Origin of the sequence: Simplicispira metamorpha (assembly GCF_004341365.1) — a bacterium.
Lineage (GTDB): Bacteria > Pseudomonadota > Gammaproteobacteria > Burkholderiales > Burkholderiaceae_C > Simplicispira > Simplicispira metamorpha.
In genome coordinates this window covers 77,535-102,135 of sequence record NZ_SLXH01000007.1, presented here as the reverse complement: position 1 = coordinate 102,135, position 24,601 = coordinate 77,535, and the positions used below count along the sequence as shown (strand labels likewise).

At 65.2% G+C, this 24,601-nt stretch carries 20 protein-coding genes; 11 read left to right on the top strand and 9 right to left on the bottom strand.

The window, feature by feature from the left end; all coding sequences use genetic code 11:
- The 4 genes from EV674_RS05645 (at position 1) to EV674_RS05630 (ending at position 4,538) form a co-directional block, all read left to right on the top strand.
- Positions 1–921 (top strand): ABC transporter permease, encoded by a 921-nt coding sequence (locus EV674_RS05645; protein ID WP_119012945.1) that lies wholly within the window; start codon positions 1–3, stop codon positions 919–921.
- A gap of 51 nt (positions 922–972) precedes the next feature.
- Positions 973–2,124, top strand: a complete 1,152-nt coding sequence (locus EV674_RS05640) for a BMP family ABC transporter substrate-binding protein (protein WP_119012946.1) — start codon at positions 973–975, stop codon at positions 2,122–2,124.
- Positions 2,125–2,228: 104 nt separating this feature from the next.
- Positions 2,229–3,395 (top strand): BMP family ABC transporter substrate-binding protein, encoded by a 1,167-nt coding sequence (locus EV674_RS05635; protein WP_119012947.1) that lies wholly within the window; start codon positions 2,229–2,231, stop codon positions 3,393–3,395.
- A gap of 90 nt (positions 3,396–3,485) precedes the next feature.
- Positions 3,486–4,538 (top strand): adenosine deaminase, encoded by a 1,053-nt coding sequence (locus tag EV674_RS05630; protein WP_119012948.1) that lies wholly within the window; start codon positions 3,486–3,488, stop codon positions 4,536–4,538.
- On the opposite strand, the gene EV674_RS05625 is transcribed toward EV674_RS05630, so the two are convergent.
- Positions 4,532–4,996: an HIT family protein gene (locus EV674_RS05625; protein WP_119012949.1), complete on the bottom strand. Its 465-nt coding sequence runs from the start codon at positions 4,994–4,996 to the stop codon at positions 4,532–4,534. The genes EV674_RS05630 and EV674_RS05625 overlap by 7 nt on opposite strands.
- A gap of 270 nt (positions 4,997–5,266) precedes the next feature.
- Here EV674_RS05625 and EV674_RS05620 point away from each other — a divergent pair, with 270 nt between their 5' ends.
- The 5 genes from EV674_RS05620 to EV674_RS05600 all read left to right on the top strand — a co-directional run bounded on the left by EV674_RS05620 (position 5,267) and on the right by EV674_RS05600 (position 11,597).
- A complete protein-coding gene (locus tag EV674_RS05620; protein WP_119012950.1) occupies positions 5,267–6,388 on the top strand; it encodes a BMP family ABC transporter substrate-binding protein in 1,122 nt (373 codons plus the stop codon).
- Positions 6,389–6,486: 98 nt separating this feature from the next.
- Positions 6,487–7,062 carry a dCTP deaminase gene (gene dcd, locus EV674_RS05615; RefSeq protein WP_119012951.1) on the top strand — a complete coding sequence of 192 codons (576 nt, stop codon included), beginning with the start codon at positions 6,487–6,489 and terminating at the stop codon, positions 7,060–7,062.
- Between the two features lie 118 nt (positions 7,063–7,180).
- Positions 7,181–9,511, top strand: a complete 2,331-nt coding sequence (locus EV674_RS05610; protein WP_119012952.1) for an esterase-like activity of phytase family protein — start codon at positions 7,181–7,183, stop codon at positions 9,509–9,511.
- 53 nt (positions 9,512–9,564) lie between these two features.
- The gene (gene kynB / locus EV674_RS05605) at positions 9,565–10,191 is read left to right on the top strand and encodes an arylformamidase (protein WP_119012953.1); all 627 of its coding nucleotides are present in this window, start codon (positions 9,565–9,567) and stop codon (positions 10,189–10,191) included.
- 212 nt (positions 10,192–10,403) lie between these two features.
- Positions 10,404–11,597, top strand: coding sequence for an MFS transporter (locus EV674_RS05600; protein WP_119013014.1), 1,194 nt, complete (start codon positions 10,404–10,406; stop codon positions 11,595–11,597).
- A gap of 62 nt (positions 11,598–11,659) precedes the next feature.
- On the opposite strand, the gene EV674_RS05595 is transcribed toward EV674_RS05600, so the two are convergent.
- The 3 genes from EV674_RS05595 to EV674_RS05585 all read right to left on the bottom strand — a co-directional run bounded on the left by EV674_RS05595 (position 11,660) and on the right by EV674_RS05585 (position 16,315).
- Entirely contained in the window at positions 11,660–12,868 is a 1,209-nt protein-coding gene (locus tag EV674_RS05595) for an FAD-dependent monooxygenase (protein ID WP_119012954.1), read from the bottom strand.
- A gap of 31 nt (positions 12,869–12,899) precedes the next feature.
- Entirely contained in the window at positions 12,900–15,830 is a 2,931-nt protein-coding gene (locus tag EV674_RS05590; RefSeq protein WP_119012955.1) for an aconitate hydratase, read from the bottom strand.
- 197 nt (positions 15,831–16,027) lie between these two features.
- The gene (locus tag EV674_RS05585) at positions 16,028–16,315 is read right to left on the bottom strand and encodes an H-NS histone family protein (RefSeq protein WP_119012956.1); all 288 of its coding nucleotides are present in this window, start codon (positions 16,313–16,315) and stop codon (positions 16,028–16,030) included.
- 304 nt (positions 16,316–16,619) lie between these two features.
- On the opposite strand from EV674_RS05585, the gene EV674_RS05580 reads away from it, so the two are divergent.
- Entirely contained in the window at positions 16,620–17,462 is an 843-nt protein-coding gene (locus tag EV674_RS05580) for a symmetrical bis(5'-nucleosyl)-tetraphosphatase (protein ID WP_119012957.1), read from the top strand.
- A gap of 100 nt (positions 17,463–17,562) precedes the next feature.
- Here the strand turns inward: EV674_RS05580 and EV674_RS05575 are convergent, their stop codons facing one another.
- A complete protein-coding gene (locus EV674_RS05575) occupies positions 17,563–19,038 on the bottom strand; it encodes a DEAD/DEAH box helicase (protein ID WP_119012958.1) in 1,476 nt (491 codons plus the stop codon).
- A 194-nt stretch (positions 19,039–19,232) separates the two neighbouring features.
- On the bottom strand, positions 19,233–20,114 hold the full coding sequence (gene ypfJ, locus EV674_RS05570) for a KPN_02809 family neutral zinc metallopeptidase (RefSeq protein WP_119012959.1): 882 nt from the start codon (positions 20,112–20,114) through the stop codon (positions 19,233–19,235).
- 222 nt (positions 20,115–20,336) lie between these two features.
- Here ypfJ and EV674_RS05565 point away from each other — a divergent pair, with 222 nt between their 5' ends.
- Positions 20,337–22,016 (top strand): sensor domain-containing diguanylate cyclase, encoded by a 1,680-nt coding sequence (locus EV674_RS05565; RefSeq protein WP_241524914.1) that lies wholly within the window; start codon positions 20,337–20,339, stop codon positions 22,014–22,016.
- On the opposite strand, the gene EV674_RS05560 is transcribed toward EV674_RS05565, so the two are convergent.
- The 3 genes from EV674_RS05560 to EV674_RS05550 are packed head-to-tail and all read right to left on the bottom strand — an operon-like array spanning position 22,013 to position 24,519.
- On the bottom strand, positions 22,013–22,321 hold the full coding sequence (locus EV674_RS05560; protein ID WP_119012961.1) for a YkgJ family cysteine cluster protein: 309 nt from the start codon (positions 22,319–22,321) through the stop codon (positions 22,013–22,015). The genes EV674_RS05565 and EV674_RS05560 overlap by 4 nt on opposite strands.
- Before the next feature lie 57 nt (positions 22,322–22,378).
- Positions 22,379–23,299, bottom strand: coding sequence for an ornithine carbamoyltransferase (gene argF, locus EV674_RS05555; protein ID WP_119012962.1), 921 nt, complete (start codon positions 23,297–23,299; stop codon positions 22,379–22,381).
- Between the two features lie 23 nt (positions 23,300–23,322).
- A complete protein-coding gene (locus EV674_RS05550; protein WP_119012963.1) occupies positions 23,323–24,519 on the bottom strand; it encodes an aspartate aminotransferase family protein in 1,197 nt (398 codons plus the stop codon).
- Positions 24,520–24,601 lie beyond the last annotated feature (82 nt).

Genomic DNA, 24,601 nt, shown 5'->3' with positions numbered 1-24,601 from the left:
ATGGAATCTTATGCATTGCTGATGGGCGCCACCCTGAGCGCGGGCACGGTACTGGCGCTGGCCGCGCTGGGCCTGCTCATCAACGAGAAAGCGGGCATCGTCAACCTCGGGGCCGAGGGCATGATGCTGTGTGCTGCGCTGGCCGGGTTTGCCACCACAGTGGCCACGGGCAACGAGTGGCTGGGTTTTGCCGCCGGCATGGGCGCCGGGGCGCTGCTGGCGGGCATTTTTGGCTGGCTGGTGATTTGGCTGGGCACCAACCAGTACGCCACGGGGCTGGCGCTGTCTTTGTTTGGTGTGGGCTTTTCTGCCTTTGCGGGCCTGGGCTATGTGCAGGCCAAGCTGCCCGCGCTGGCCGAAGATGGCATTCCCTTTCTGCGCGATGTGCCGCTGGCCGGGCCCGCGCTGTTTGCGCACGACCCGCTGGTCTATGGCGCTATCGTGCTGGCGCTGGCACTGGCGTGGTTTTTGCAGCGCTCACGCGCCGGGCTGGTGCTGCGCGCGGTGGGCGAATCGCCCGCCTCGGCCCATGCGCTGGGCTACCGTGTGCGCTGGATCCGCTGGGCTGCCGTGGTGGCGGGCGGCGCACTGTGCGGGCTGGCGGGCGCTTTCATCTCTTTGGAATACACCCCGCTGTGGGTAGAGGGCATGGTGGCCGGGCGCGGCTGGATTGCGCTGGCCTTGACCACTTTTGCCACCTGGCGCCCGGCGCGCGTGCTGCTGGGGGCCTATTTGTTTGGCGGCGTCACCATGCTGCAGTTTCACTTGCAGGCCAGTGGCGTGGCGCTGCCCAGCCAGTTGCTGAGCATGTTGCCCTACCTGGCCACCATCGTGGTGCTGGTGCTGATCTCGCGCAACCCGGCCTGGATTCGCGCCAACATGCCCGCCTCGCTGGGCAAGCCTTTCTATCCCGGTGCCTGAGCCCGTGGCCATGGCCCTATTGCTTTTTTTGACCCTGAAGGACTACTGCACATGACCAATTTGCACAAACGCTGGCTGCTCCAAACGGCTGCCTGGGCCGCCGTAGCGGCGGCCACTGCCGCCCTGGCTGGCTGTGGCAAAAAAGAAGAAGCTGCACCTGCGGCTGCCCCCGTGGCTCCGGCCAGTGCCAAGAGCGAGCCTTTGAAAATCGCTTTCATGTACGTCAGCCCCATCGGGGACGGCGGCTGGACGTACCAGCATGAGCTGGGCCGCCGTGCCATCCAGGACAAGTTTGGCGACAAGATCGTGACCAGCTTTGTCGAGAGCGTGCCCGAGGGCGCTGACTCCGAGCGCGTGCTGCGCGATATGGCCAGCCAAGGCAACCAGCTGGTGTTTGCCACCAGCTTTGGTTACCAGGAGTTTGTGCAAAAGTCCGCTGCCGACCTCAAAGGCGTGAAGTTCGAGCACGCCACCGGCTACAAAACCGCCGACAACGTGGCCACCTACGACACCAAGACCTTTGAGGGTGCGTACCTGGCCGGTATCGTTGCGGGTGGCATGAGCAAAACCAAGACCATCGGCGTAGTGGCCTCCGTGCCCATCCCCGAAGTGGTGCGCAACATCAACAGCTTTGTGCTGGGCGCGCAAAGTGTGGACCCCGCCATCAAGGCCAAGGTGGTGTGGGTGAACGAATGGTTCAGCCCGCCCAAAGAGTCTGAAGCCGCCACCAGCCTCATCAACGGCGGCGTCGATGTGCTCTACCAGAACACCAACTCCCCCGCCGTGCTCAAAACCGCACAAGAGCGCGGCGTGCGTGCCTTTGGCAAAGATGGCGACATGAGCGCCTTTGCACCCCAGGCACACCTGGGCTCGGCAGTGATCGACTGGGCGCCTTACTACACCAAAGTCACCCAGGACACGCTCAACGGCCAGTGGCAAGGCGGCTCTTTCTGGTGGGGCGTCAAGGAGGGCGCTATCGACCTCGTGAAAATCGCCGACGACGTACCCCAGGAGATCAAAGACCGCGTGGCCAAGGCCAGGGCGGGCCTGAAGGACGGGAGCTTCCACGTCTGGACAGGCCCGGTGCAGGACAACACCGGCAAAGAAGTGCTGCCCGCAGGCAAGGTCGGTGACAACGCTTTCCTGACCGGCATTGACTTCTACGTCAACGGCGTTGATGGCAAAGTGCCCAGCGCCAAATAAGCACTGGTTATATTGGCGCAGCCTGTCCGTGCCATGTCGGGCAGACCTGCGCTGGCACCCCTCTACCTGTGGAACACAGACCCCCCTTTAAGGAAATTACCACCATGACCGATCTTCAAAAACGCTCCCTGCTCAAGGCAACAGCCCTGTCTGCTGTGGCCGCCGCCATGCTGGTGGCCTGTGGCAAGAAGGAGGAACCCGCTCCGGCGCCCGCTCCCGCCCCGGCGCCTGCGGCAGAGGCCCCCGCCCCCAAGCCCGAGCCACTGAAGATTGCCTTCGCCTACGTCGGCCCTGTGGGCGACGGTGGATGGTCGTATGCCCACGACAATGGCCGCAAAGCGCTGGAGAAAGAGTTTGGCGACAAGATCGTGACCACCTTCGTCGAGAGCGTGCCCGAATCCGCCGACGCCGAGCGTGTGCTGCGCGATTTCGTCGGCCAAGGCAACAAGCTGGTGTTTGGCACCACCTTTGGCTACATGGAGTCGATGGTGAAAGTGGCCGCAGACCACCCCGAGGTCAAGTTCGAGCATGCCACCGGCTACAAGAGCGCTGCCAACCTGCGCACCTACGACAGCCGCACCTACGAAGGCGCGTACCTGGCAGGCATCATCGCGGGCGCCATGACCAAGAGCAACACGCTGGGCGTGGTCGGCTCCGTGCCGATCCCGGAAGTGCTGCGCAATATCAACAGCTTCACGCTGGGCGCGCAGTCGGTGAACCCCAAAATCAAGACCAAGGTGGTGTGGGTGAACGAATGGTTCAGCCCCCCCAAAGAAACCGAGGCCGCCACCAGCCTGATCAACGGGGGCGCTGACGTGCTGTTCCAGAACACCGATTCGCCCGCTGTGCTCAAGACCGCCCAGGAAAAAGGCAAGCGCGCGTTTGGCTGGGATTCCGATATGACCGCCTACGGCCCCAAGGCCCACCTGGCATCGGCCATCATCAACTGGGGCCCCTACTACATCAAGGCCACCCGCGATGCGCTGGACGGCACCTGGAGCACCGGCCAGGCCTGGTGGGGCATGAAAGAGGGCGCCATTGACCTTGTCTCCATTGCCGACGATGTGCCCGCCGACACCAAGGCCAAAGTCGAAGCCGTGAAAAACGGCCTGAAAGACGGCAGCTTCGTGATCTGGAAAGGCCCCATCGCAGGCCAGGACGGCAAGCCGGTGCTGGACAAAGACGTGGTAGCTGACGATCAGTTCCTCTCTGGCGTCAACTTCTACGTCAAGGGCGTGGAAGGCAAGATTCCCGGCGGCGACAAGCAGTAAGCGCGCGCCCGTTCGCCGCGCCTGGCGCGGTGCAGCAAGGGCCGCCGCTGTGCGGCCCTTTTTTTGTCAGGCAAACACTGGAGGTTGTCGATGTTCAAAGTTCCCACCGTGAGCGCAGAACGCTTGCCCGCGCTCTTGCGCGCCATGCCCAAAGCCGAGTTGCACATTCACATCGAAGGCTCCCTGGAGCCCGAGATGATTTTTGCGCTGGCCCAGCGCAACGGCGTCAGCCTGCCCTACGCCGATGTGCAGGCACTGCGCAGCGCCTACGCCTTCACCGACCTGCAAAGCTTTCTCGACATCTACTACGCCGGTGCCAGCGTGCTGCTGCATGAGCAGGATTTTTACGACATGGCCCGCGCCTACCTTGCGCGAGCTGCTATGGATAACGTAGTGCGCGCCGAAATCTTCTTCGACCCGCAAACGCACACCGCCCGGGGCGTGTCCATGGCGGCGGTGGTCAACGGCCTGCACCGCGCTTGCGAAGATGCCCGCGCCGAGTGGGGCATCAGCGCTGCGCTGATCCTGTGCTTTTTGCGCCACCTGAGCGAAGAAGATGCCTTTGCCACGCTGGAGCAGGCGCTGCCGCTGCAAGACAAATTCATCGGCGTGGGCCTCGATAGCAGCGAAGTCGGCCACCCGCCCGAAAAGTTTGCCCGCGTGTTTGCCCGCTGCCGCCAGCTGGGCCTGCACACCGTGGCCCACGCCGGCGAAGAAGGCCCGCCCGCCTACATCTGGAGCGCACTCGATGTGCTCAAAGTGGAGCGCATCGACCACGGCGTGCAGGCCCTGCGTGACCCGGTGCTGGTGCAGCGCCTGGCCCAAGGCGGCGTGCCGCTGACGGTGTGCCCGCTGTCCAACCAGAAGCTGCGCGTGTTCCCCGATCTGCCTGCGCACAACCTGCCCCAGCTGCTGGAGGCGGGCCTGTGCGCCACGGTCAATTCAGACGATCCGGCCTACTTTGGCGGCTACATCAACGACAACTTCACGCAGCTTTTTGCCGCTACGGGCATGACTGCACGCCACGCCTACCAGCTGGCCAGCAACAGCCTGCAAGCGAGCTTTGCCCCCGAGGCCGACAAGCGTGCCTGGGCGCACCGGCTCAAAGAGTGCTTTGAGCGCTGCTACGAGCACGACTACTGAAGCGGGGCCGGGGCGCTGCTTTCCAGCGCCCCACGCAGCTGGGCGGCGTAGCCTTGCAGCACGCTGGCCAGCGGCTCTTTGCGCGGCCAGCTCAGGGCGATACCGTCGCCCTCGTGGCGCGGCACCACGTGCATATGAAAGTGGAAAACGGTTTGATCGCCCTCGCGGCCATTGGCTTGCAGCAGCGTCAGGCCTGGCGGGTCGAACACGGCCTGCACGGCGCGGGCCACGCGCTGGGCGGTTTGCATCACGGCGCCCGCCTCTTCGGGGGTCACGTCCAGCAGCGTGGCCGCATGGCGCTTGGTGGCCACCAGCACATGGCCGGGGTTGACCTGGCCGATGTCCATGAAAGCGATGGTCAAGGCATCTTCATAGACCGTGGCGGCAGGGATTTCTCCGGCCACCAGGCGGCAAAAGATGCACTGGCCTGGCAGCGAGGTGTCAACAAACATGGGCATGGGCGGTCTCCGGTAAAGCCTGTGGGGGGATTCGGGGCGGGTTCATCATAGTCAAAATGGCTTCCGGCCCTTATGGGGTAAGCGCTGGCAGCTATGGTTTTTAAAAAAAGAGAACCCTTGCAATCGGGCAGGGCGCTGGCCCGCAGTGGCGGTACGGGCTGCGCCCGCAGCGATAATTGGCAGCGATGCCCGCCTGTGGCGGCACCCTCACCCGGCGCGTAGCCCCAGCGCCGGGTGTTTTCTTTTCTGGGGGCCATGTAGAGGAACACCATGTACAAAAACCTCGCTGCCGCACTCGCGGCCGCTTGTTTTTTCTCTCCCGCTTTTTCGCAGACTGCTGCCACGGCAGCCGCCAGCGCACCGGCTGCGGCGCCCGTTGCGGCCCCGCTCAAGGTCGGTTTTGTCTATGTCACGCCGGTGCTGGAAGTGGGCTGGACGCGCCAGCACGATGCAGGCCGCCGCGCCGTCGAGGCGGCGCTGGGCGCCAGCGTGCAAACCACCCGCATCGAGAACGTGCCCGAAGGCGCCGACGCCGAGCGCGTGGTGCGCGAGCTGGCCGCCACGGGCCACGGCCTGATCTTCACCACCAGTTTTGGCTACATGGAGCCCACGCTCAAGGTGGCGCAGGATTTTCCGGGCGTGAAGTTCGAGTCGATTACCGGCTACAAGCAAACGCCCAATGTGGCCACCGCCAACGCCCGCTACTACGAGGGCCGCTACCTGGCCGGCATTGCCGCTGGGCGCATGGCCAAGAGTGGCGTGGCCGGTTACGTGGCGGGCTTTCCTATCCCTGAGGTGTTGCAGGGCATCAACGCCTTCACGCTGGGCATGCGCTCGGTGAACCCGCAGGCGCAGGTCAAGGTGGTGTGGCTCAACGCCTGGTTCGATCCGCCACGCGAGCGCGATGCGGCCATGGCCTTGTTCAACGAGGGCGTGGACGTGCTGGCCTTCCACACCGCCACCAACGCGGCCATGGTGGCCGCGCAAGAGCGCGGCAAGCTGGCCGTGGCCTACCACTCGGACATGCGCAAAGTGGGGCCGGACGCGCAAATCCTGGCCGTCACCCACGAATGGGGTGGCTACTACACCGAGCGCACCCGCGCCGCCTTGGCAGGCACCTGGAAAAGCCGCAACACCTGGGGCGGTGTGCGCGAGGGCATGATCCGCGTGGGCGACTTCGGCTCCAAAGTGCCCGCCGACGTGCAGCAGCAAGTGCTGGCCGCGCAAAAGGCCGTGGGGGCGGGCCAGCTGCACCCCTTCAGCGCTGCCACGGCGGCGGTGCGCGACAACACGGGCCGGGTGGTCATTGCCCGTGGCCAGACCCTGAGCGACGCGCAAATCCTGCAAATGAACTGGCTGGCCGAAGGCGTGCAAGGCCAGCTGCCGCACTGACCTGCGCGCCGCCATTTCTCAAGCAAAATACGGCTTTGGCGCTTGAAGGACAAGCGCTTGCAGCTATCAAAACCGTAGTAATTCAGACAGGAGCGCGCATGAGCATCAAGAGCGACAAATGGATCCGCCGCATGGCCGAGCAGCACGGCATGATCGAGCCCTTCGAGCCCGGGCAAGTGCGCCAGGCCGCCAACGGCAACAAGGTCATCAGCTACGGCACCAGCAGCTACGGCTACGACATCCGCTGCGCACCGGAATTCAAGGTGTTTACCAACATCCACAGCACCGTGGTCGATCCCAAAAACTTCGATGAAAAAAGCTTTGTCGATTTTGAAGGCGACAGCTGCATCATCCCGCCCAACAGCTTTGCGCTGGCGCGCACCGTCGAATACTTCCGCATCCCGCGCAACGTGCTGACCATTTGCCTGGGCAAAAGCACGTATGCACGCTGCGGCATCATCGTGAACGTCACGCCCTTCGAGCCTGAATGGGAAGGCTATGTGACGCTGGAGTTCAGCAACACCACGCCGCTGCCTGCGCGCATTTACGCGGGCGAAGGCTGCGCGCAGGTGCTGTTCTTTGAAAGCGATAAGGACGATGTCTGCGAGGTGTCGTACAAAGACCGGGGCGGAAAATACCAGGGCCAGCACGGCGTGACACTGCCGCGCGCCTGAGTCCGCCCCCCCCGCCGCCCACACAGGCAGACAGCGGCGCTGGCCCCACAGCGCAAACTGTCATGCACCCGACACAGAGGCCCCCTAGATTGGGGCCTTTGTTCTTGGGGGAGCTTTCATGAAGAAATCAGCGATTGCACTGGCGGTGGGTGTGGCCTTGTCCGGGCTGTTGGCAGCCTGTGGTGGTAGCGACGATGGCCCGGTCGATATTCCCTCGGTCAGCAATCCTGGCAAGTTCTTCAACCGCACGGCCACGTTTGCGGTGTGCGCGCAGGTCGGCTCCTCGTGCGAAGACAGCACGCCCACCGCCGCAGAAATCGTGGCCGCCAGCGAAGACGGCATGGCGCTGGTCTATACCAACAGCCTCAAAGGCGAAGTCGGCTTTGTCGATATCACCGACCCGGCAGCGCCCAAGGGCCTGGGCATGCTCGCCATGGGCGGCGAGCCCACCTCGGTCACGGTGCTGGGCGGCCACGCGCTGGTAGCGGTGAACACGTCGGCCAACTTCGTCAACGCCTCGGGCAAGCTGGTGGTGGTCGATATGGCCAAGCGCAGCATCGTCACCGAAATCCAGCTTGGCGGCCAGCCCGACTCGGTGGCGCGCAGCAAGGACGGCCAGTACGTGGCCGTGGTGATTGAGAACGAGCGTGACGAGAGCCTGAACAAGGGCGCGCTGCCCCAGGCGCCCTCGGGCTACCTGACCATCGTCGATACCGTGGGCGCCCCCGCCAGCTGGAAGACCCGCAAGGTCGAATTGCAAGGCCTGGCCGCGCTCTACCCCGAGGACGCCGAACCCGAGTACGTCTCCATCAACGACGACAACGTGGCCGTGGTCACGCTGCAAGAGAACAACCACATCGCGCTGGTCGATTTGCCCACGGGCAAAGTCACCCGCCACTTCAGTGCGGGCGCCGTCACGCTGACCCAGGTGGATTTGACCGATGCCCCGCGCCCCAACAGCGTCAACCTGACCGAAACCCAGGCCAACCGCCTGCGCGAGCCCGATGGCGTGGCCTGGGTTTCCAAAACCCAGTTCGCCACCGCCAACGAAGGCGACTGGAACGGGGGCAGCCGGGGCTTTACCATTTTCAACGCCGATGGGGCCGTGGCCTACGACGCAGGCAACACCCTGGAGCACCTGGTGGCGCGCATCGGCCACACCAACGACAAGCGCTCGGACGCCAAGGGCAACGAGCCCGAGAACGTGGCCTTTGGCCGCTTTGATGGCACCGATTACCTGTTTGTGGCCTCCGAGCGCTCCAGCGTCCTGGCCGTGTACGACATGGGCCAGAAAAACCAGCCCGTGTTCAAACAGGTGCTGCCCGCCGCGCTGGCCCCCGAAGGGGTGCTGGCGATTCCGTCGCGCAACCTGCTGATCGCCGCCAGCGAGAACGACGACCGCGCCACCAGCTCGACGTTGCGCTCGGCGCTGAACATTTACCAATACCAAAACGCGCCAGCGGCCTACCCGAGCATCCAGTCGGCCAACCGTGCCGACGGCACGCCCATTCCGTGGTCGGCGCTGTCGGGTCTGGCGGCGGCGCCTACGGGGTCTGTCGTGTACGCGATTGACGACAGCTTCTTCCGGGGCAACCGCATTTTTGAGATCGACACCAGCGCCAAGCCTGCCAAGCTGCAGCGCGAAATTCGCATCACCGACCCCAGCGGCAAGATTGCTGCCCTGGCCGCCGTGCTGCCCGCCGCCAAGGACGCCAACGCCTTCGACGCCACCGATCTGGCCGCGCTGGTCAATGCCGACGGCAGCGTCAACCTCGACCCCGAAGGCATTGCGCTGGCCTCGGGCGGCGGCTTCTGGATTGCTTCGGAAGGAAGCGGCACCGTGGGCGAGGCCGCCCGCCCGGTGCTGTCGGCCAACCTGGTGTTCAAGCTCTCGGCCACGGGCGTGATCGAAGACATCATCCAGCTGCCCGCCGAGGTCAACGCCAAGCAGCAGCGCTTTGGCTTCGAAGGCATTGCCGAATCGGGCGGCAAGCTGGTGGTGGCCTTCCAACGCGCCTGGGCGGGTGATGCCCACCCGCGCATCGGTGTGTACGACCTGGCCGCCAAGACCTGGCAGTTCATGTTCTACCCGCTGGACGCGGTGGCTTCGCCCAACAAGGGCTGGGTGGGCTTGTCGGAAATCACGGCTGTGGGCAATAACCGCTTCGTGGTGATTGAGCGCGACAACCAGGGCGGCCCCGATGCCCGCGTGAAAAAGCTCTACCGCATCGACCTGAACGGCGTGGCCGATGGCGCCACCCTGAGCAAAACCCTGGTGCGCGATGTGCTGCCCGACCTGCGCAAAACCCATGGTTTGGTGGTCGAGAAGATTGAGGGTTTTGCTGTGCTGGCCAACGGCGACGCGCTGCTGGTCAACGACAACGATGGCGTGGACGAAAACAACGGCGAAACCTGGCTGCACCACCTGGGCCCGCTGAACCTGAACTGAGGCGCACGCGCCGGTGGCACTGAACGCGGGGGGCATGCGCTATCTTCGGGGCCATGCAAAAGCTCTGGGACATTTCCCCTGCGGTTCACCCCGGCACCCCGGTGTTTCCGGGGGACGCGCCTTACCGGCAGCAGTGGTGTGCCACCCTGGCGCCGGGCTGCCCGGTCAACGTCAGCGCCATCACCATGTCGCCCCACGTGGGCGCCCACGCCGATGCGCCGCTGCACTACGACGCCCACGGCGCGGCGGCGGGCGAGATGGCGCTGGCGCCTTTTATCGGGCCTTGCCGCGTCATCCATGCCATTGCCTGCGGGCCGCTGATTGAATGGCACCACCTGGCGCACGCACTGGCCGAGCTGCCCCCGCGCGTGCTGGTGCGCACCTGTGCGCAAGCGCCCACGCAGTGGGATACCCGATTGATTGCCTACGCCCCCGCCACCATAGAGCGCCTGGCCGACCTGGGCGTGCTGCTGGTCGGGCTGGACACCGCCAGCATCGACCCCGCAGACAGCCACGACCTGCCCAGCCACCAGGCCGTGCGCCAGCGCGGCCTGCGCGTGCTGGAGAACCTGGTGCTCGACGAGGTGCCCGAGGGCGACTACGAGCTGATCGCCTTGCCGCTCAAGCTCATGCAGGCCGAGGCCTCGCCCGTGCGCGCAGTGCTGCGCTCGCTGGCCTGAGCGCCGATGGCCCCAGCCCTGCGCCGTGCTCCTTGGCGACAGCGCCGCGCCAACACAGGCGCTAAGCTCCAGTCCCCCAGGAGATTTGACCCGTGCCAGCGCCCACCCATCCCACGGCCTTTGTGGCTAGCGTTCCCCCCGACACCACCGCCACCCCCCCAGCGGCACCGGCCCCGCGGCGCGGTGCGCGCCAGCCGCTGGGGCTGTGGCCCATGCTGTTGGCGCTGTTGTCGGCGTTTGCCCTGAGCCAGTCGTACCGCACGGTCACGGCCATCATCGCCACGGGGCTGCAAAGCGACTTTGGCCTGTCCTCGTCGTCGCTGGGCGCGTTTGCCGGGCTGTTCGGGCTGGCGTTCGGGGTGATGCAGTTTTTCATGGGCATCGGCATGGATTTGTATGGCCTGCGCCGCACCGTGCTCAGTGCGTTTCCGCTGGCTATTGCGGGCGCGGCGCTGTCGGCCTGGGCGCCGCAGTATGGCTGGCTGATGCTGGGCCAGATGCTCATTGGCGTGGGCTGCGCACCGGCGTTTCTGGCCTGCACGGTGTTTATTGCGCGGCATTTTCCGGCGGGGCAGTTTGCCTTCATGTCGGGCGTGGGCCTGGGCGTGGGCGGGCTGGGGCTGCTGTTTACCGGCACGCCGCTGGCCTGGCTGGTGCAGCACACCAGCTGGCGCGTGGCGTTTGCTGTGCTGGCGGGTTTGTCGGCGCTGTCGTGGCTGCTGATCTGGCGCTGCGTGCATGAGCCCGCCCTGGCCACGCCCCCCGCAGAGCGTGAGCGCTGGGGCGCGGCAGTGCGCCGCTTTGGTGCGCTGTTCACGCTGCCGCACACCTGGGGCATCTTGCTGTTGGGCATGGTGGCCTACGCCGCGTTTTTGTCGCTGCGCGGGCTGTGGATTGGCCCGCTGCTGATCGAGCGTTACGGTTTTTCGCTGGTCGAAAGCGGCAACGCGGCGCTGGCCATGTCGCTGATTTCGCTGTTCAGCCCGGCCTGCTTTGGCCACTTTGACCCCGGCCCCACGCGCCGGCGCCGCTGGGTGGTGAATTTTTCGCTGCTGGTGGCGTCGCTGTACCTGGTGCTGGGATTGAGCACGCAGCACGCCACCCTGAACGTGGCGCTGGTGCTGTTGATTGCCACGCTGTCGGGCTATTCGGTGCTGCAATATTCGGACGTGCGCGCGTCTTACCCGCCCGACCTGACGGGCCGCGCGCTGTCGGTGTTCACTATGGCCATGTTTTTGGGCGTGGGGCTGATGCAGTGGCTCACGGGCGTGGTGGCGGGCTGGGCGCAGGCGCAGGGCCACGAGCCCTACCAGGCGGTGATGGCCACCATTGCCGCCATGCTGGCGCTGGGCTCGTGCGCGTTTCGCTGGCTGCCCGCATCGCCGATGTTGCAGCAGCAAAAGTAAGTGCCAAATCGGCCTCTGGCGCCCGCCGGATAAGCGCTAGCAGCTACCAATAAAGTAGCAATTTACAGCAGGCTGGCACTGGAGCCATCGCCCCGGTACAGCCAGGGCAAGTCCAGCAGGCGCGCGCCCAGCAGGCGCAGCGACAGGTCGCGCCCCCAGCGCACCAGGCCGGTGGCGTGGAAGATGCGCCCGTTGCGCTGCGATCGCGCCTGCACACGCGCGTTGCGCTCCCAGCGGTTAAGGGCGTAGCGGCGCAGGCGCAGGGGCACTTCCAGGTCGTGCATGGCCATGGCGTGCTGCAACTGGGCGGCATCTTCAATGGCCATGCCCGCGCCCTGGGCCAGGTAGGGGCGCATGGGGTGGGCCGCATCACCCAGCAGCGCCACCAGGCCCTGGGCCATTTGTGCTGCGCTGCGCAAAGGCGGGCGGTCAGACAGCGGCCACAGCCGCCAGCCCTGGCCTGCGCCCGGGGCGGCGCGCACCACGTCTTGCAGGGCGGTGCAGGTGCCCGCCAGTGCCTGGGCCAAGCCGCTGGCGTTGGCGCTGTGGTCCCAGTTTTGCAGGTCTTCGGGGGGCTGGCCTTGCACGATCACCACCAGGTTTTGCAGCGCACCACCACGCACCGGGTACTGCACCGCGTGCAGGCGTGGGCCCAGCCAGACGGTGATTTGTGCGGTGCGCAGGCGTTTGGGCAAAGCGCCCTGGCGGGCCAGCGCGCGGTAGGCGAGGTGGCCGGTCACGCGCGGCGGGCCGTCGGCCAGCAGCTGGGTGCGGGTGCGGCTCCAGAGGCCGTCGGCGCCGATCAGCGCGTCGCCCTCGACCTCTTTGCCCGCGCTGGTGCGCACCAGCACCACGCCGTCGCCCTGCGTGTAGCCGTCAATCGACAGGCCCAGGTTCAGTTGCACTTCGGCGCTTTCCTGCACGGCTGCCAGCAGCAGCGCCTGCAAATCGGCGCGGTGGATGGTGGCGTAGGCCGCGCCGTAGCGCTGCACGGCTTGCGCGCCCAAGGGCAGCACCGCCAGTTCACGCCCCGACAGCGCACAGCGCACCTGCAACTGCGTAGGAAAAGCGGCCACTGCCTGCAAGCGCTGCTGCAAGCCCCAGGCCTGCAAGCGGCGCACCACGTTGGGGCCGATCTGCACGCCCGCGCCCACCTCGCTGAAAGCGGCGGCACGTTCGTACAACCGCACATCCCAGCCCGCGCGCGACGCGCCCAGCGCTGCCGCCAGCCCACCAATGCCGCCACCGGCCACCAACACCTGTTTCTTCATGGGGGAATTGTGCCTTGCCCGGCGCTGGCGTTCAGGCGTCCAGCAATTGGTGCAGCACGTAGGGCAGGATACCGCCCGCGCGGTAGTAGTCCACCTCGATGGGGGTATCAATGCGCAGCGTGACCAGCACGTGCTGCTGCGAGCCATCGGCACGGCGGATGACCAGGGTGGCATCGCTTTGCGGCGTGAGGGCGGCCTCGGGCAGCACGTCGATGTCTTCGTCGCCCGTCAGGCCCAGCGTTTGCCACGAATCCTGGCCCTTGAACTGCAACGGCAGCACGCCCATGCCCACCAGGTTGGAGCGGTGGATGCGCTCAAAGCTCTTGGCCACCACGGCCTTGATGCCCAGCAGCTGCGTGCCCTTGGCGGCCCAGTCGCGGCTGGAGCCGGTGCCGTATTCCTCGCCCGCAAAAATCACCGTGGGCACGCCCTGCGCCATGTAGTGCGTGGCGGCGTCGTAGATGAACATTTTTTGCCCTTGCAGTGGCCCCTCGCCCTGGAACAGCGTCACGCCGCCTTCTTCGCGGGCGCCATCGGCCAGGGGTTCGAGCATCAGGTTCTTGATGCGCACATTGGCAAAGGTGCCGCGCACCATCACGTCGTGGTTGCCACGGCGTGCGCCGTAGCTGTTGAAGTCGGCCTTTTGTACGCCGTGCTGCTGCAACCACTGCCCCGCAGGCGAGCTGGGCGCGATGGAGCCTGCGGGCGAGATGTGGTCGGTGGTGATGGAGTCGCCCAGCAAGGCCATGATGCGGGCGTGGCGCACCGATTCAGTGCTTTTTGGGGCTGTAGCGCCCGACTGGTCTGCGCTTTCAGCTATATTTTTCATAGCGAAGTGGGCGAAGAACGGGGGCTCGGCAATGTAGGTGCTGGCAGGCCAGGTGTAGGTGGTGCCCGCCACGCCCTTGATTTTTTGCCACAGCTTGCCGGGGTCGGTCTGGATCTTGGCGTAGTTTTCGCGGAAGGCTTTGCCCTTCATCGCAAACTTCATGAGCTGGTGGATTTCATCGCTGCTGGGCCAGATGTCGCCCAGGTAAATGTCGCGCCCGCCTTTGCCGCGCCCCACCGGCTCGGTCATCAGGTCTTTGAGCACGGTGCCCGCGATGGCGTAGGCCACCACCAGCGGCGGGCTGGCCAGAAAATTGGCCTTGAGGTGGGGATGGATGCGCGCCTCAAAGTTGCGGTTGCCCGAGAGCACGGCGGCGCACACCAGATCGTTTTGCGTGATGGCCTCGTTCAGCTCAGGCGCCAGGTCGCCCGCGTTGCCGATGCAGGTGGTGCAGCCGTAACCGGCCAGCGCAAAGCCGAGTTTTTCGAGGTAGGGCAGCAGCCCGGTCTCGGTCAGGTACTCGGTCACGATGCGCGAGCCCGGTGCCAGCGAGGTCTTGATGTGCGGCGCCACCGTGAGCCCGGCTTTCACGGCCTTCTTGGCCAGCAGGCCCGCCGCCAGCAGCACGCTGGGGTTGGAGGTGTTAGTGCAGCTGGTGATGGCGGCAATCAGCACATCGCCGTGGCCTATGTGCAATGCGTTGTCGGTGGCAGCGGGCACTTCGCACACGGCCAGCGCAGGTTGGGCGGCCTGTGCCGTGGCCAGGGTGGGGCGGTTGGCCACCATTTCCACCACATCGCGCGGCGCACCGGGCCGGGGCGATGGTGCCTCTGCCGCCGGGCCTCCCTCGCCGCAGCCCACGCGGTGGCGCTGGGTCAGGCGCTCGGGGGGCTGGTTGAAACCATTCTGGGCGCCGGGCTGGCTGAACAGCGTCGTGAACTGCGCCTTGACCCGGCCCAGCTCAATGCGGTCTTGGGGGCGCTTGGGGCCGGCCAGGCTGGGGGTCACGCTGGCCAGATCGAGTGTGACGACCTGCGAGTAATCGATCTCGCCCGCCAGCGGCACACCGAACAAACCCTGGGCCTGGAAGTACGCCTCGAAGGCTTCGATCTCGGCTTTGGTGCGGCCCGTGCCTTTGAAGTAGGCGATGGTTTTTTCATCGACCGGAAAAAAGCCCATGGTGGCGCCGTACTCGGGTGCCATGTTGGCGATGGTGGCGCGGTCGGGCAGTGCCAGCGTGCGCGTGCCCTCGCCAAAAAACTCGACAAACTTGCCCACCACTTTGTGCTGGCGCAGCAGCTCGGTCACGGTGAGCACCAGATCGGTGGCCGTGACACCCTCGCGCAGTTGGCCGCTCAGCTCCAGGCCGACCACATCGGGCGTCAAAAAATACACCGGCTGGCCCAGCATGGCGGCCTCGGCCTCGATGCCACCCACGCCCCAGCCGACCACACCGATGCCGTTGATCATGGTGGTGTGGCTGTCGGTGCCGACCAGGGTGTCGGGGTAGAACACGCCGTCTTTGGTTTGGTGAACGCCCCGCGCCAGGTATTCCAGATTGACCTGGTGGACGATGCCAAAACCGGGCGGCACCACGCCAAAGGTGGCAAATGCCTGCATGCCCCATTTCATGAACTCGTAGCGCTCGCGGTTGCGCTGGAACTCCAGCTTCATGTTCAGGTCGAGCGCCTTTTTGCTGCCGTAGTGGTCCACCATGATGGAGTGGTCTACCACCAGATCCACGGGCACCAGGGGTTCGATTTTTTCGGGGTTATGGCCCAGCTTGGCGGCCACACTGCGCATGGCTGCCAAATCGGCCAGCAGCGGCACGCCGGTAAAGTCTTGCAGCACCACGCGCGAGACGACAAAGGGAATTTCGTCTTTGCGCTCGGCCTGAGGCTGCCATTGGGCCAGTTGCGCCACATGCTCGGGCAGGATTTTGCGGCCATCACAGTTGCGCAGTACCGATTCGAGCACGATGCGAATGGATACTGGCAAGCGCCGGATGCCGGGAAACTCCTGGGCCAATGCGGGCAGGGAATAAAAGTGCCCCCCTTTACCGGAGGGCGTTTTCAACTTTTTCAGGGTGGCGGCAAATGCATGCGCTGCGGGGCGATGAACGGAGGTGGCCATGGAAAACTCCTGGGAATAGGGTGGTAAGCCATTTTGGCACCCTGGCGCCTGGTGGCAAGTCAGACACCGCGCCGATTAACCACCAAAGCCCGCCAATAGACCGGGCTATCGCTGCAGATAGCCCACATTGCATGGCACACATGCCAGCATGTGCTTATCAAATGCCCATAAAAAATGTCCGCCGCGGCGGACATTTTTTAAATCACGAACTGGTCGCGATTTTGGTTCTGAATCCATTTTGGTGCTTTGCCACGGCCTGTCCAGGTTTGGCCAGTAGCCGGGTCACGGTATTTGGGGGCCACTTTGGCGCCGACGTTGGCATTGCGGGCCTTGGGTGCAGAGAAAATATCTTGCGATGTCAGGCCAAACTCATCCACCAAGGCACGCACCTGCGCGATGGCACCGGCCAATTCCTGGCGGCGTGCTTCCTGGATTCGGGTTTCAAGGAGTTCACGTTCTTTGAGCAGCTCTTTGTAAGAGGTCATGGTGGTCAAGGCAATCAGGATTTAAGAAGCCATTAGTATATTGGCGACTTTGATTTTTTGCATGACAGGTTAAATAAAATGACTGCCATTCAGGGTATATCGGCGTGGTGGGCAGTGCAAGACAGCCGCTCTACCCCAATCAGTCTGCTGCGCTCTTTGCGCAGGCGGGGTTGGTGCGTTGGCCTTGAATATCCGCACCTGCGGGCAAATGGCCGGTAATTGCCGGTAATAGCGCCCCCATAATCTGGCGCAGCGCTGCGCCAGCGCACCATATTCATTTTCCAGTACCCACCCAAGGAACACCATGGCGCTTTACTGTATTGGCGACGTGCAGGGCTGCGACGGCGCGTTGCAACGCCTGCTGGACCACATGGCCTTTTCGCCCAGCCGCGATACCGCCTATTTGCTGGGCGATCTGGTCAACCGTGGCCCCGATTCCGCCGCCGTGCTGCGCCGCTGCATGGCCGCCGATGGCGCGCTGCGCCCGCTGCTGGGCAACCATGACCTGCACTTGCTGGCCACGGCGCACGGCGTGCGCAAGCCCTCGCGCCGCGACACGCTCGATGGCGTGTTGCACGCCCCCGACAGCACCGCCTTGCTCGACTGGCTGCGCCAGCAACCGCTGGCGCACGCACACACGCACGCCAACCAGACCCTGCTGATGGTGCATGCGGGCGTGCTGCCCGCCTGGAGCGTGGCCGATACGCTGGCGCTGGCCGCCCAGGTGCAGACCGTGTTGCGTGGCCCGGAATTTGTCGCTTTTCTGCACCAGATGTACGGCAACACCCCCGACCACTGGCGCGCCGACCTGGCGGGCGCCGATCGCCTGCGCGTGGTCGTCAATGCACTGACGCGGCTGCGCTTTTGCAGTGCCGATGGGGTGATGGATTTCAATAGCACCGAAAGCGCCCAGGCCGCGCCGCCGGGGCTGCTGCCCTGGTTTGACGTGCCGGGTCGGCGCACGGCGGGCACGCTGGTGGCGTTTGGCCACTGGTCCACGCTGGGCTGGCTGGATCGCCCCGATGCCCTGGGGCTGGACACGGGCTGCGTGTGGGGCGGCTGCCTCAGCGCCGTGCGTTTTGGCGCCACGTTGGCCGAGCGCGAGCGGCTGCAAGTGCAGTGCCCGCAAGCGCAAAAACCCGGCTGAGGTGCCGGGTTGGGTTGCTACTTTTTTAGTAGCTGCTAGCGCTTATCGGGCGGGCGTGAGAGGCCATTTTGACCATAAAACCACCCCGCCCACCGCTGGCTCAGGAGGGAGCGTTCTGCTCTACTGGCTTGAACAGCGCGGCCACCTTGCGCTTGGGCTTGATGTTGGCCGACAGACCGCGCACCGCTGGGGCACTGCGGGCGGCTTCCCATTGGGCCAGCGCGGCTTCGGTGGGGGCCTCATAGGGCTTCTCGAAGAACGGATCGCGCGAGGCCACGGCGGGGCGGAAACCACCGCGCGATGCCGCACGCGGCGCTGAACCTTCGTAGCGCTCGGGGCGTTCTGCCCGTGCAGGGCGCTCGAAACGCTCTGTGCGTTCGCCCCGGTCGCTGCGGCCTTCGCTGGGGCGGCTGCTGGTGCGTTCGGGGCGCGCGTCATCGTAGGCCAGCGTTTCGATGTTGAGCTTGGTTTTGAGCAGCTTTTCGATGTCGGCCACCAGGCGCGCATCGCTGCCCGACACCAGCGTCACCGCCAGTCCCGAGGCGCCAGCGCGGCCCGTGCGGCCAATGCGGTGCACGTAGTCTTCGGCGTTGAACGGCACGTCAAAGTTGAACACCGCTGGCACGTCTTTGATGTCCAGGCCGCGCGCGGCCACGTCGGTACAGACCAGCAAATCGACTTCGCCCTGCTTGAAAGCATCAAGGGCTTTGAGGCGCTCGTCCTGGCTCTTGTCGCCGTGCAGCGCGGCGGTTTTCAGGCCCTCGCGCTCCAGGCTGCGCGCCAGGCGGCCACAGCCGAGCTTGCTGTTGACGAAGATGAATGCCTGCTTGATGCCGCGCGTTTTCAGCACCTGGTGGATGGCGCGGCGCTTGTCGTCGTCACCCGCGCTGTAAAAGCGCTGCTCGACGGTGGAGGCGGTTTCGTTGGGCCGCGCCACTTCGATGGTGACGGGGTCTTGCAGGTAGCTGCCCGCCAATCGCTTGATTTCTGGCGAGAACGTGGCGCTGAACAAGAGCGTGGTGCGCTGCTTGGGCAGGTAGCTGAGGATGCGCTGCAGGTCAGGCAAAAAGCCGATGTCCAGCATGCGGTCGGCCTCGTCGAGCACCACGTACTCGACCTGGTTGAGCACCGCGTTTTTGGCCTCGATGTGGTCGAGCAGGCGGCCCGGCGTGGCCACCAGCACCTCAACGCCTTTTTTCAGCTCCAGCGTTTGCGGCTTCATGTCCATGCCGCCAAACACCACCGTGCTGCGCAGCTTGGTGTATTTGGCGTACAGCGCGATTTGCTGGGCCACCTGGTCGGCCAGCTCGCGCGTGGGCAGCAGCACCAGCGCGCGCACCGGATGGCGCGCGGGCGAGGTGGAGCTGCTTTCGTGCTTGAGCAGGCGCTGCAATAGCGGCAGCGAGAAGGCTGCCGTTTTGCCGGTGCCGGTCTGGGCGGCACCCATCACGTCCTGGCCAGTAAGCACCACCGGAATGGCCTGCGCCTGGATGGGGGTCATGGACTCGTAGCCCATCTCGGCCACGGCGCGCGCCAGCGGCTCGGCCAGCGATAAATTGGAAAAAGAACTTGTCATTTAGCCCGGTATTGTCGCACCAGCACCGGTAAAACCCTTGGTTTTGCCGCCGATGCCGGGCCGCGCTCGCGTAAAAAAGACACTGCGATAGCGCCAATCAGCTATATTTTTGATAGCTAATTGCGCCTATCCCTATTGGCTTTGATGCCATTTTGACCAAAAACTGGCGTGGGCAGCAGCGCTGGGGCAAAGACCTACAAGCTGCGCGCAGAAAACGTGTCGCAGCGCTGCACGCTGCCGTGTTGCAGGCCGTTGTTGAACCAGCGCACGCGCTGTGCGCTGGAGCCGTGGGTAAAACTCTCGGGCACCACGCGGCCCTGGCTTTGCTGTTGCAGGGCGTCGTCGCCGATCTTGGCCGCAGCGTTCATGGCGGCCTCGATGTCGCCGTTTTCCAGAATTTGCCGTGCCGTCTGGGCATGGTGCGCCCAGACACCGGCAAAGCAGTCGGCCTGCAACTCCAGGCGCACCGAGAGCTGGTTGTACTGCACCTGGCTGATGCGGCCACGCTGGCTGTCGACCTTGTCGCTGATGCCCAGCAGGTTTTGCACATGGTGGCCGACCTCGTGGGCAATGACGTAGGCTTGGGCAAATTCGCCGGGTGCGCCCAGCTGGTGTTTCAGGGTTTCGTAAAAACCCAGGTCGATGTACACCTTCTGGTCGGCCGGGCAGTAAAACGGCCCCATGGCCGCTTCGCCGGTGCCGCAGGCGGTGGGCGTGGCCCCCCGGAACAGCACCAGGCGCGGTTCTTGGTAACGGGCGCCGCCCTGGCTGAAAACACCTGCCCACACGTCTTCGGTATCGGCCAGCACGGTGGAGACAAAGCGGGCCAGCCGGTCATCGGCGGGTGGGCGCTGCGCGGGCGCCTGCTGCACCTGCGCCGGGGGGGCGCCGCCACTGAGCAGGCCCAGAATGGTCAGCGGGTTCACGCCCAGAATCCAGCCCCCCAGCAGGGCAATGACGATGGTGCCAATGCCAATGCTGCGCCCGCCAAACACCGGGCCGCTGCTGCCACCACCACTGTCTGCACCACGCCGGTCTTCGACGTTGTCGGACTCTCGGTTGCCTTCCCATTTCATGCTGCACCTCCTGTGCGCGCCCAGCAGTGCAGGCGCAAGGGTGCGCAGTTTACGCGCTGCTTTGTGTACAGTGCCGCGCATGATTTTTCTACCCCTGTTGGCTTTTTCCTCTGCACACCGTGCCAGCAATTGCCGCCTGGTTCCTGCCGCTGCCAAGATGGCATCCGGCGTTCACCTTGGCGATGCCGCCTTGCTGCGGCGGCGACGTGCATGTGCGCAAACGTGAATATCCCTGCACGCCTGCGCCGCGCCAGCCTGCGCACCCAGATTGCGGTGGTGTTTGGCCTGCTGGTCATTGTTCTGGGCCTGTTGCTGTCCACGCTGCTGAGCGATATGCTGCGCCAGCACCTGCAAAAGCAGGCCGGTGTATCCCTCGAACTGGCTGCGCGCAACGCCGCCAAAATGCTGGCCAATGGCCTGCAAGACCGCAGCCGCGAGGTGCAGGTGCTGTCGCAATCGACGCCTTTGTGGGCGCATGGCTTGCAGTCGCCAATGGTTCACCAAGCCATGGCGCGCAGCCAGGCCATACACCCGCACAGCCTGTGGATAGGCGTGGCCGACCTGGACGGCGTGGTGCGCGCCGCCACGGGCGACATGCTGCTGGGCCAGAGCGTGAAAGAGCGCCCCTGGTTCAGTCAGGGCTTGCGTGGCGTGCATGTGGGCGATGTCCACCCGGCCAAACTCCTGGCCAAGTTGCTGCCGCCCAGTGCCAGCGGCGAGCCCCAGCGTTTTGTGGATTTTTCAGCGCCCATCGTGCGCGATGGCCAGACCGTGGGCGTGCTCGCCATCCACGGCAGCTGGGACTGGACGCGCGAAGTCATCGAGAGCCTGTTGCCCCCGTGGGCTGCCGAGCGCCAGTTGCAACTGTTCATTTTTGACAGCCAGGGCCAGGTCATCTACGCCCCCCAGGGCCAGACCGAGGCTTACCGCGCCAGCGGCCAGCGCCTGCCGGGGTTGCCATCGGGCACCAGTGTCGGCGCGGTGGCTTGGCAAGACGGGCAAAGCTACCTCACTGCCCAGGCCCATGTCAGTGCGCAGGGCCCGGCCAGCAGCCTGGGGTGGTACGTCGTGGCGCGCGAGCCACTGGCGCTGGCCTTTGCCGAAGCCCGCCGCGCCCAGGGCATTGCCATCGGTGTGGGGCTGGCGGTGGCGCTGCTGGGCGCTGCCATCGCCTGGCTGGCAGCGCGGCGCATCAGCATGGATTTGTACGCGCTGGCCAAGGCCGCGCACGAGATTAGTGCGGGCACCGCAGGCGCCAGCATCGTGCCAAGCCACAGCAGCCGCGAGGTGCAAATCCTCTCCAGCGCGCTCGACCACATGACGCGGCGGCTGCTGGCGCACAGCCACGAGATGGAAGAAACCGTGCGCCAGCGCACCCAGGAGCTGCAAAGGGCCAACCAGGCGCTGGAGATGCAGGCGCGCAGCGACCCGCTCACGGGCTTGCTCAACCGGCGCGGGCTGGAGGGGCAGTTTGATTTCGCCATCGCCCTGGCCCGGCGCAGTGGCCGGCCCTTGAGCCTGCTGACGGTGGATGTGGACCACTTCAAGCGCGTCAACGACACCCACGGCCATGGCGCAGGCGACCAGGTGCTCCAGGGCTTGGCGCGCACCTTGCAGCAGCGCTTGCGCCGCAGCGATGTGGCCGCACGGATTGGCGGGGAAGAGTTCGTGGCCTTGCTGCCTGACACGGGCCTGAAAGAAGCACAGGCCACTGCCGATGCCCTGCGCCTGGCCGTGGCTGCACAAGAGTACCCCCAGGTGGGCCACATCACGATCAGCCTGGGGGTGTCGGCTTTGCGGGGCGGCGACGAAGACGGCGCCAGCGCTTTGCTGCAACGCGCCGATGCCGCGCTCTACCAGGCCAAGGGCGAGGGGCGCAACCGCGTCTGTGTGCAGGCCTAAACGGGCTGGGTCAGCCCGTGGCGCAGGCGGGCCTGGCGGCAGGCGTCGCTGCCCGCCTCGAACTCGCGGCACGGTGAGGGGCGCCATTCGTAGATGCCGCAGGCCACCTTGTCGCCCAGCTTGCCGGTGAGGGCGGCGCAGCGCGGGCTGCGGTAGTCGGTGCCGCGCATGCGGTGCAGGTGCTCGGTGATGGGGTCGGCCAGCCCGCAGGGCACGCGCCCGCCGCAGCCCTCCAGCTCCTGCACGGCAAAGTCAACACGAAAACTGGCGCAGCAGGCGCCGCAGGTCAGGCAGGGGTGGGTCATGGGGACAAAAAAGCGGCCGAAGCCGCTGTGTGGGGGAGTGGAAGGGGCGCTGGTGGCTTATGCCTGCCGACCCAGCAGCAAATATTCCATGAGTGCCTTTTGCACGTGCATTCTGTTTTCTGCCTCGTCCCAGACCACCGATTGCGGGCCGTCGATCACGTCGGCCTCGACTTCTTCGCCCCGGTGGGCAGGCAGGCAGTGCATGAACAGGGCGTCGCTCTGCGCCACGGCCATCATCTCGGCGTCCACGCACCAGTCGGCAAAAGCCTGTTTGCGCGCTTCGTTCTCGGCCTCGTAGCCCATGCTCGTCCACACATCCGTGGTGACCAGATCGGCGCCCCGGCAGGCGTCCAGCGGATTGCTGAAAAATTGATAGCTGCTCGCGCAGGCCCCGCCTGCCCCAACGGCCAATTTCTCATCTACTTCGTAGCCGCGCGGTGTGCTCACATGCACCTTGAAGCCCAGCAGCTGCGCCGCCTGCAACCAGGTGTTGGCCATGTTGTTGCCGTCGCCCACCCAGGCCACCGTTTTGCCCGCGATGGAGCCCCGGTGCTCGATGAAGGTGAAGATGTCGGCCAGGATCTGGCAGGGGTGGAATTCGTTGGTCAGCCCGTTGATGACGGGCACGCGCGAGTCGGCGGCAAAGCGCTCGATTTTGGTTTGCTCGTAGGTGCGGATCATCACCAAGTCGACCATGCGGCTGATGACTTTGGCACTGTCTTCAATGGGTTCGGCGCGGCCCAGTTGGCTGTCGCCGGTGGTCAGGTGTACCACGCTGCCGCCGAGCTGGTACATGCCGGCCTCAAAGCTGACGCGGGTGCGGGTGCTGGCTTTTTCGAAAATCATGGCCAGCGTGCGGTCGGCCAGCGTGTGGTGCTTGTCGTACGCCTTGAACTTTTTCTTGATGACCGCAGCGCGCGCAAACAGGTAGGCGTATTCGTCGGCGCTGAGGTCGTTGAACTGCAGGTAGTGTTTCATCGTGGGTGTCTCGTGGGACGGGGTCATTCCGCCAGGAAAGCTTGCACCAGCGGCGCCAGCAGGGCGACGATCTCGTCGGCCTCGGCGGTGGTCAGGATCAGCGGCGGCACCAGGCGGATCACGCTGTCGGCGGTGACGCTGATGAGCAAGCCCGCATCGGCTGCGCGGCCCACCAGCACGCCGCAGGGCTTGGTCAGCTCCACGCCCAACATCAGGCCCTGGCCGCGCACTTCCTTCACGCCCGGCAGGCTGCCCAGCGCGCTTTGCAGTGCGGCTTTGAGGTGCGCGCCCACGGTGGCGGCGTTGGCCAGCAGACCGTCTTCTTCCATGATGCGGATGGTTTCCACGCCCGCCCGCATGGCCAGCGCATTGCCGCCAAAGGTGGAGCCATGGTTGCCCGGTTGCAGCACGGTGGCGGCCTTGGGGCCCGCTACCACGGCGCCAATCGGCACGCCCGAGCCCAGGCCCTTGGCCAGTGGCATCACGTCAGGCACGATGCCTGCCCACTGGTGGGCAAACCATTTGCCGGTGCGGCCCATGCCGCACTGCACCTCGTCAATCATCATCAGCCAGCCGCGCTCATCGCACAGCTGGCGCAGCTGCTGCAAATACTCGATGCGCATGGGGTTGATGCCGCCTTCGCCCTGGATGGTCTCGAAGAACACGGCGACCACATTGGGGTTGCCCTCGGTGGCTTGGCGGATGGCCTCGATGTTGTTCACCGGCACGCGGATGAAGCCTTCAACCAGCGGGCCAAAGCCGGTGTGGATTTTGGGGTTGCCGGTGGCCGACATGGTGGCAATTGAGCGGCCATGGAAGGCTTTTTCATAGACCACGATTTCGGGCTTGGCGATGCCCTTGTCCACACCGAATTTGCGGGCGATTTTCAATGCTGCCTCGTTGGCTTCCAGCCCCGAGTTGCAGAAAAACACGTTCTGCATGCCCGACAGTTCCACCAGCTTGGCGGCCAGCTGTTCCTGGCCAGGCACGTGGTAGTAGTTGGAGGTGTGGATCAGCTTGCTGAGCTGGTCTTGCAGCGCGGGCACCAGCCGGGGGTGGTTGTGCCCCAGGGTGTTGACGGCGATGCCGCCCAGTGCATCCAGGTACTGCTTGCCGTTGACATCCCAGACGCGGCTGCCCTGACCACGCTCCAGTGCAATCGGCACGCGGCCATAGGTGTTCATCACGTGGGGCGAGGCGGCCTCAATGAAAGCGGTCATGCAGCTATTCTCCAGACGGGGCAATGGCGGGCTACCAGCGTACCAACACGTGCAGCCCTGAAAAAAGGAAAACAGATTCTAG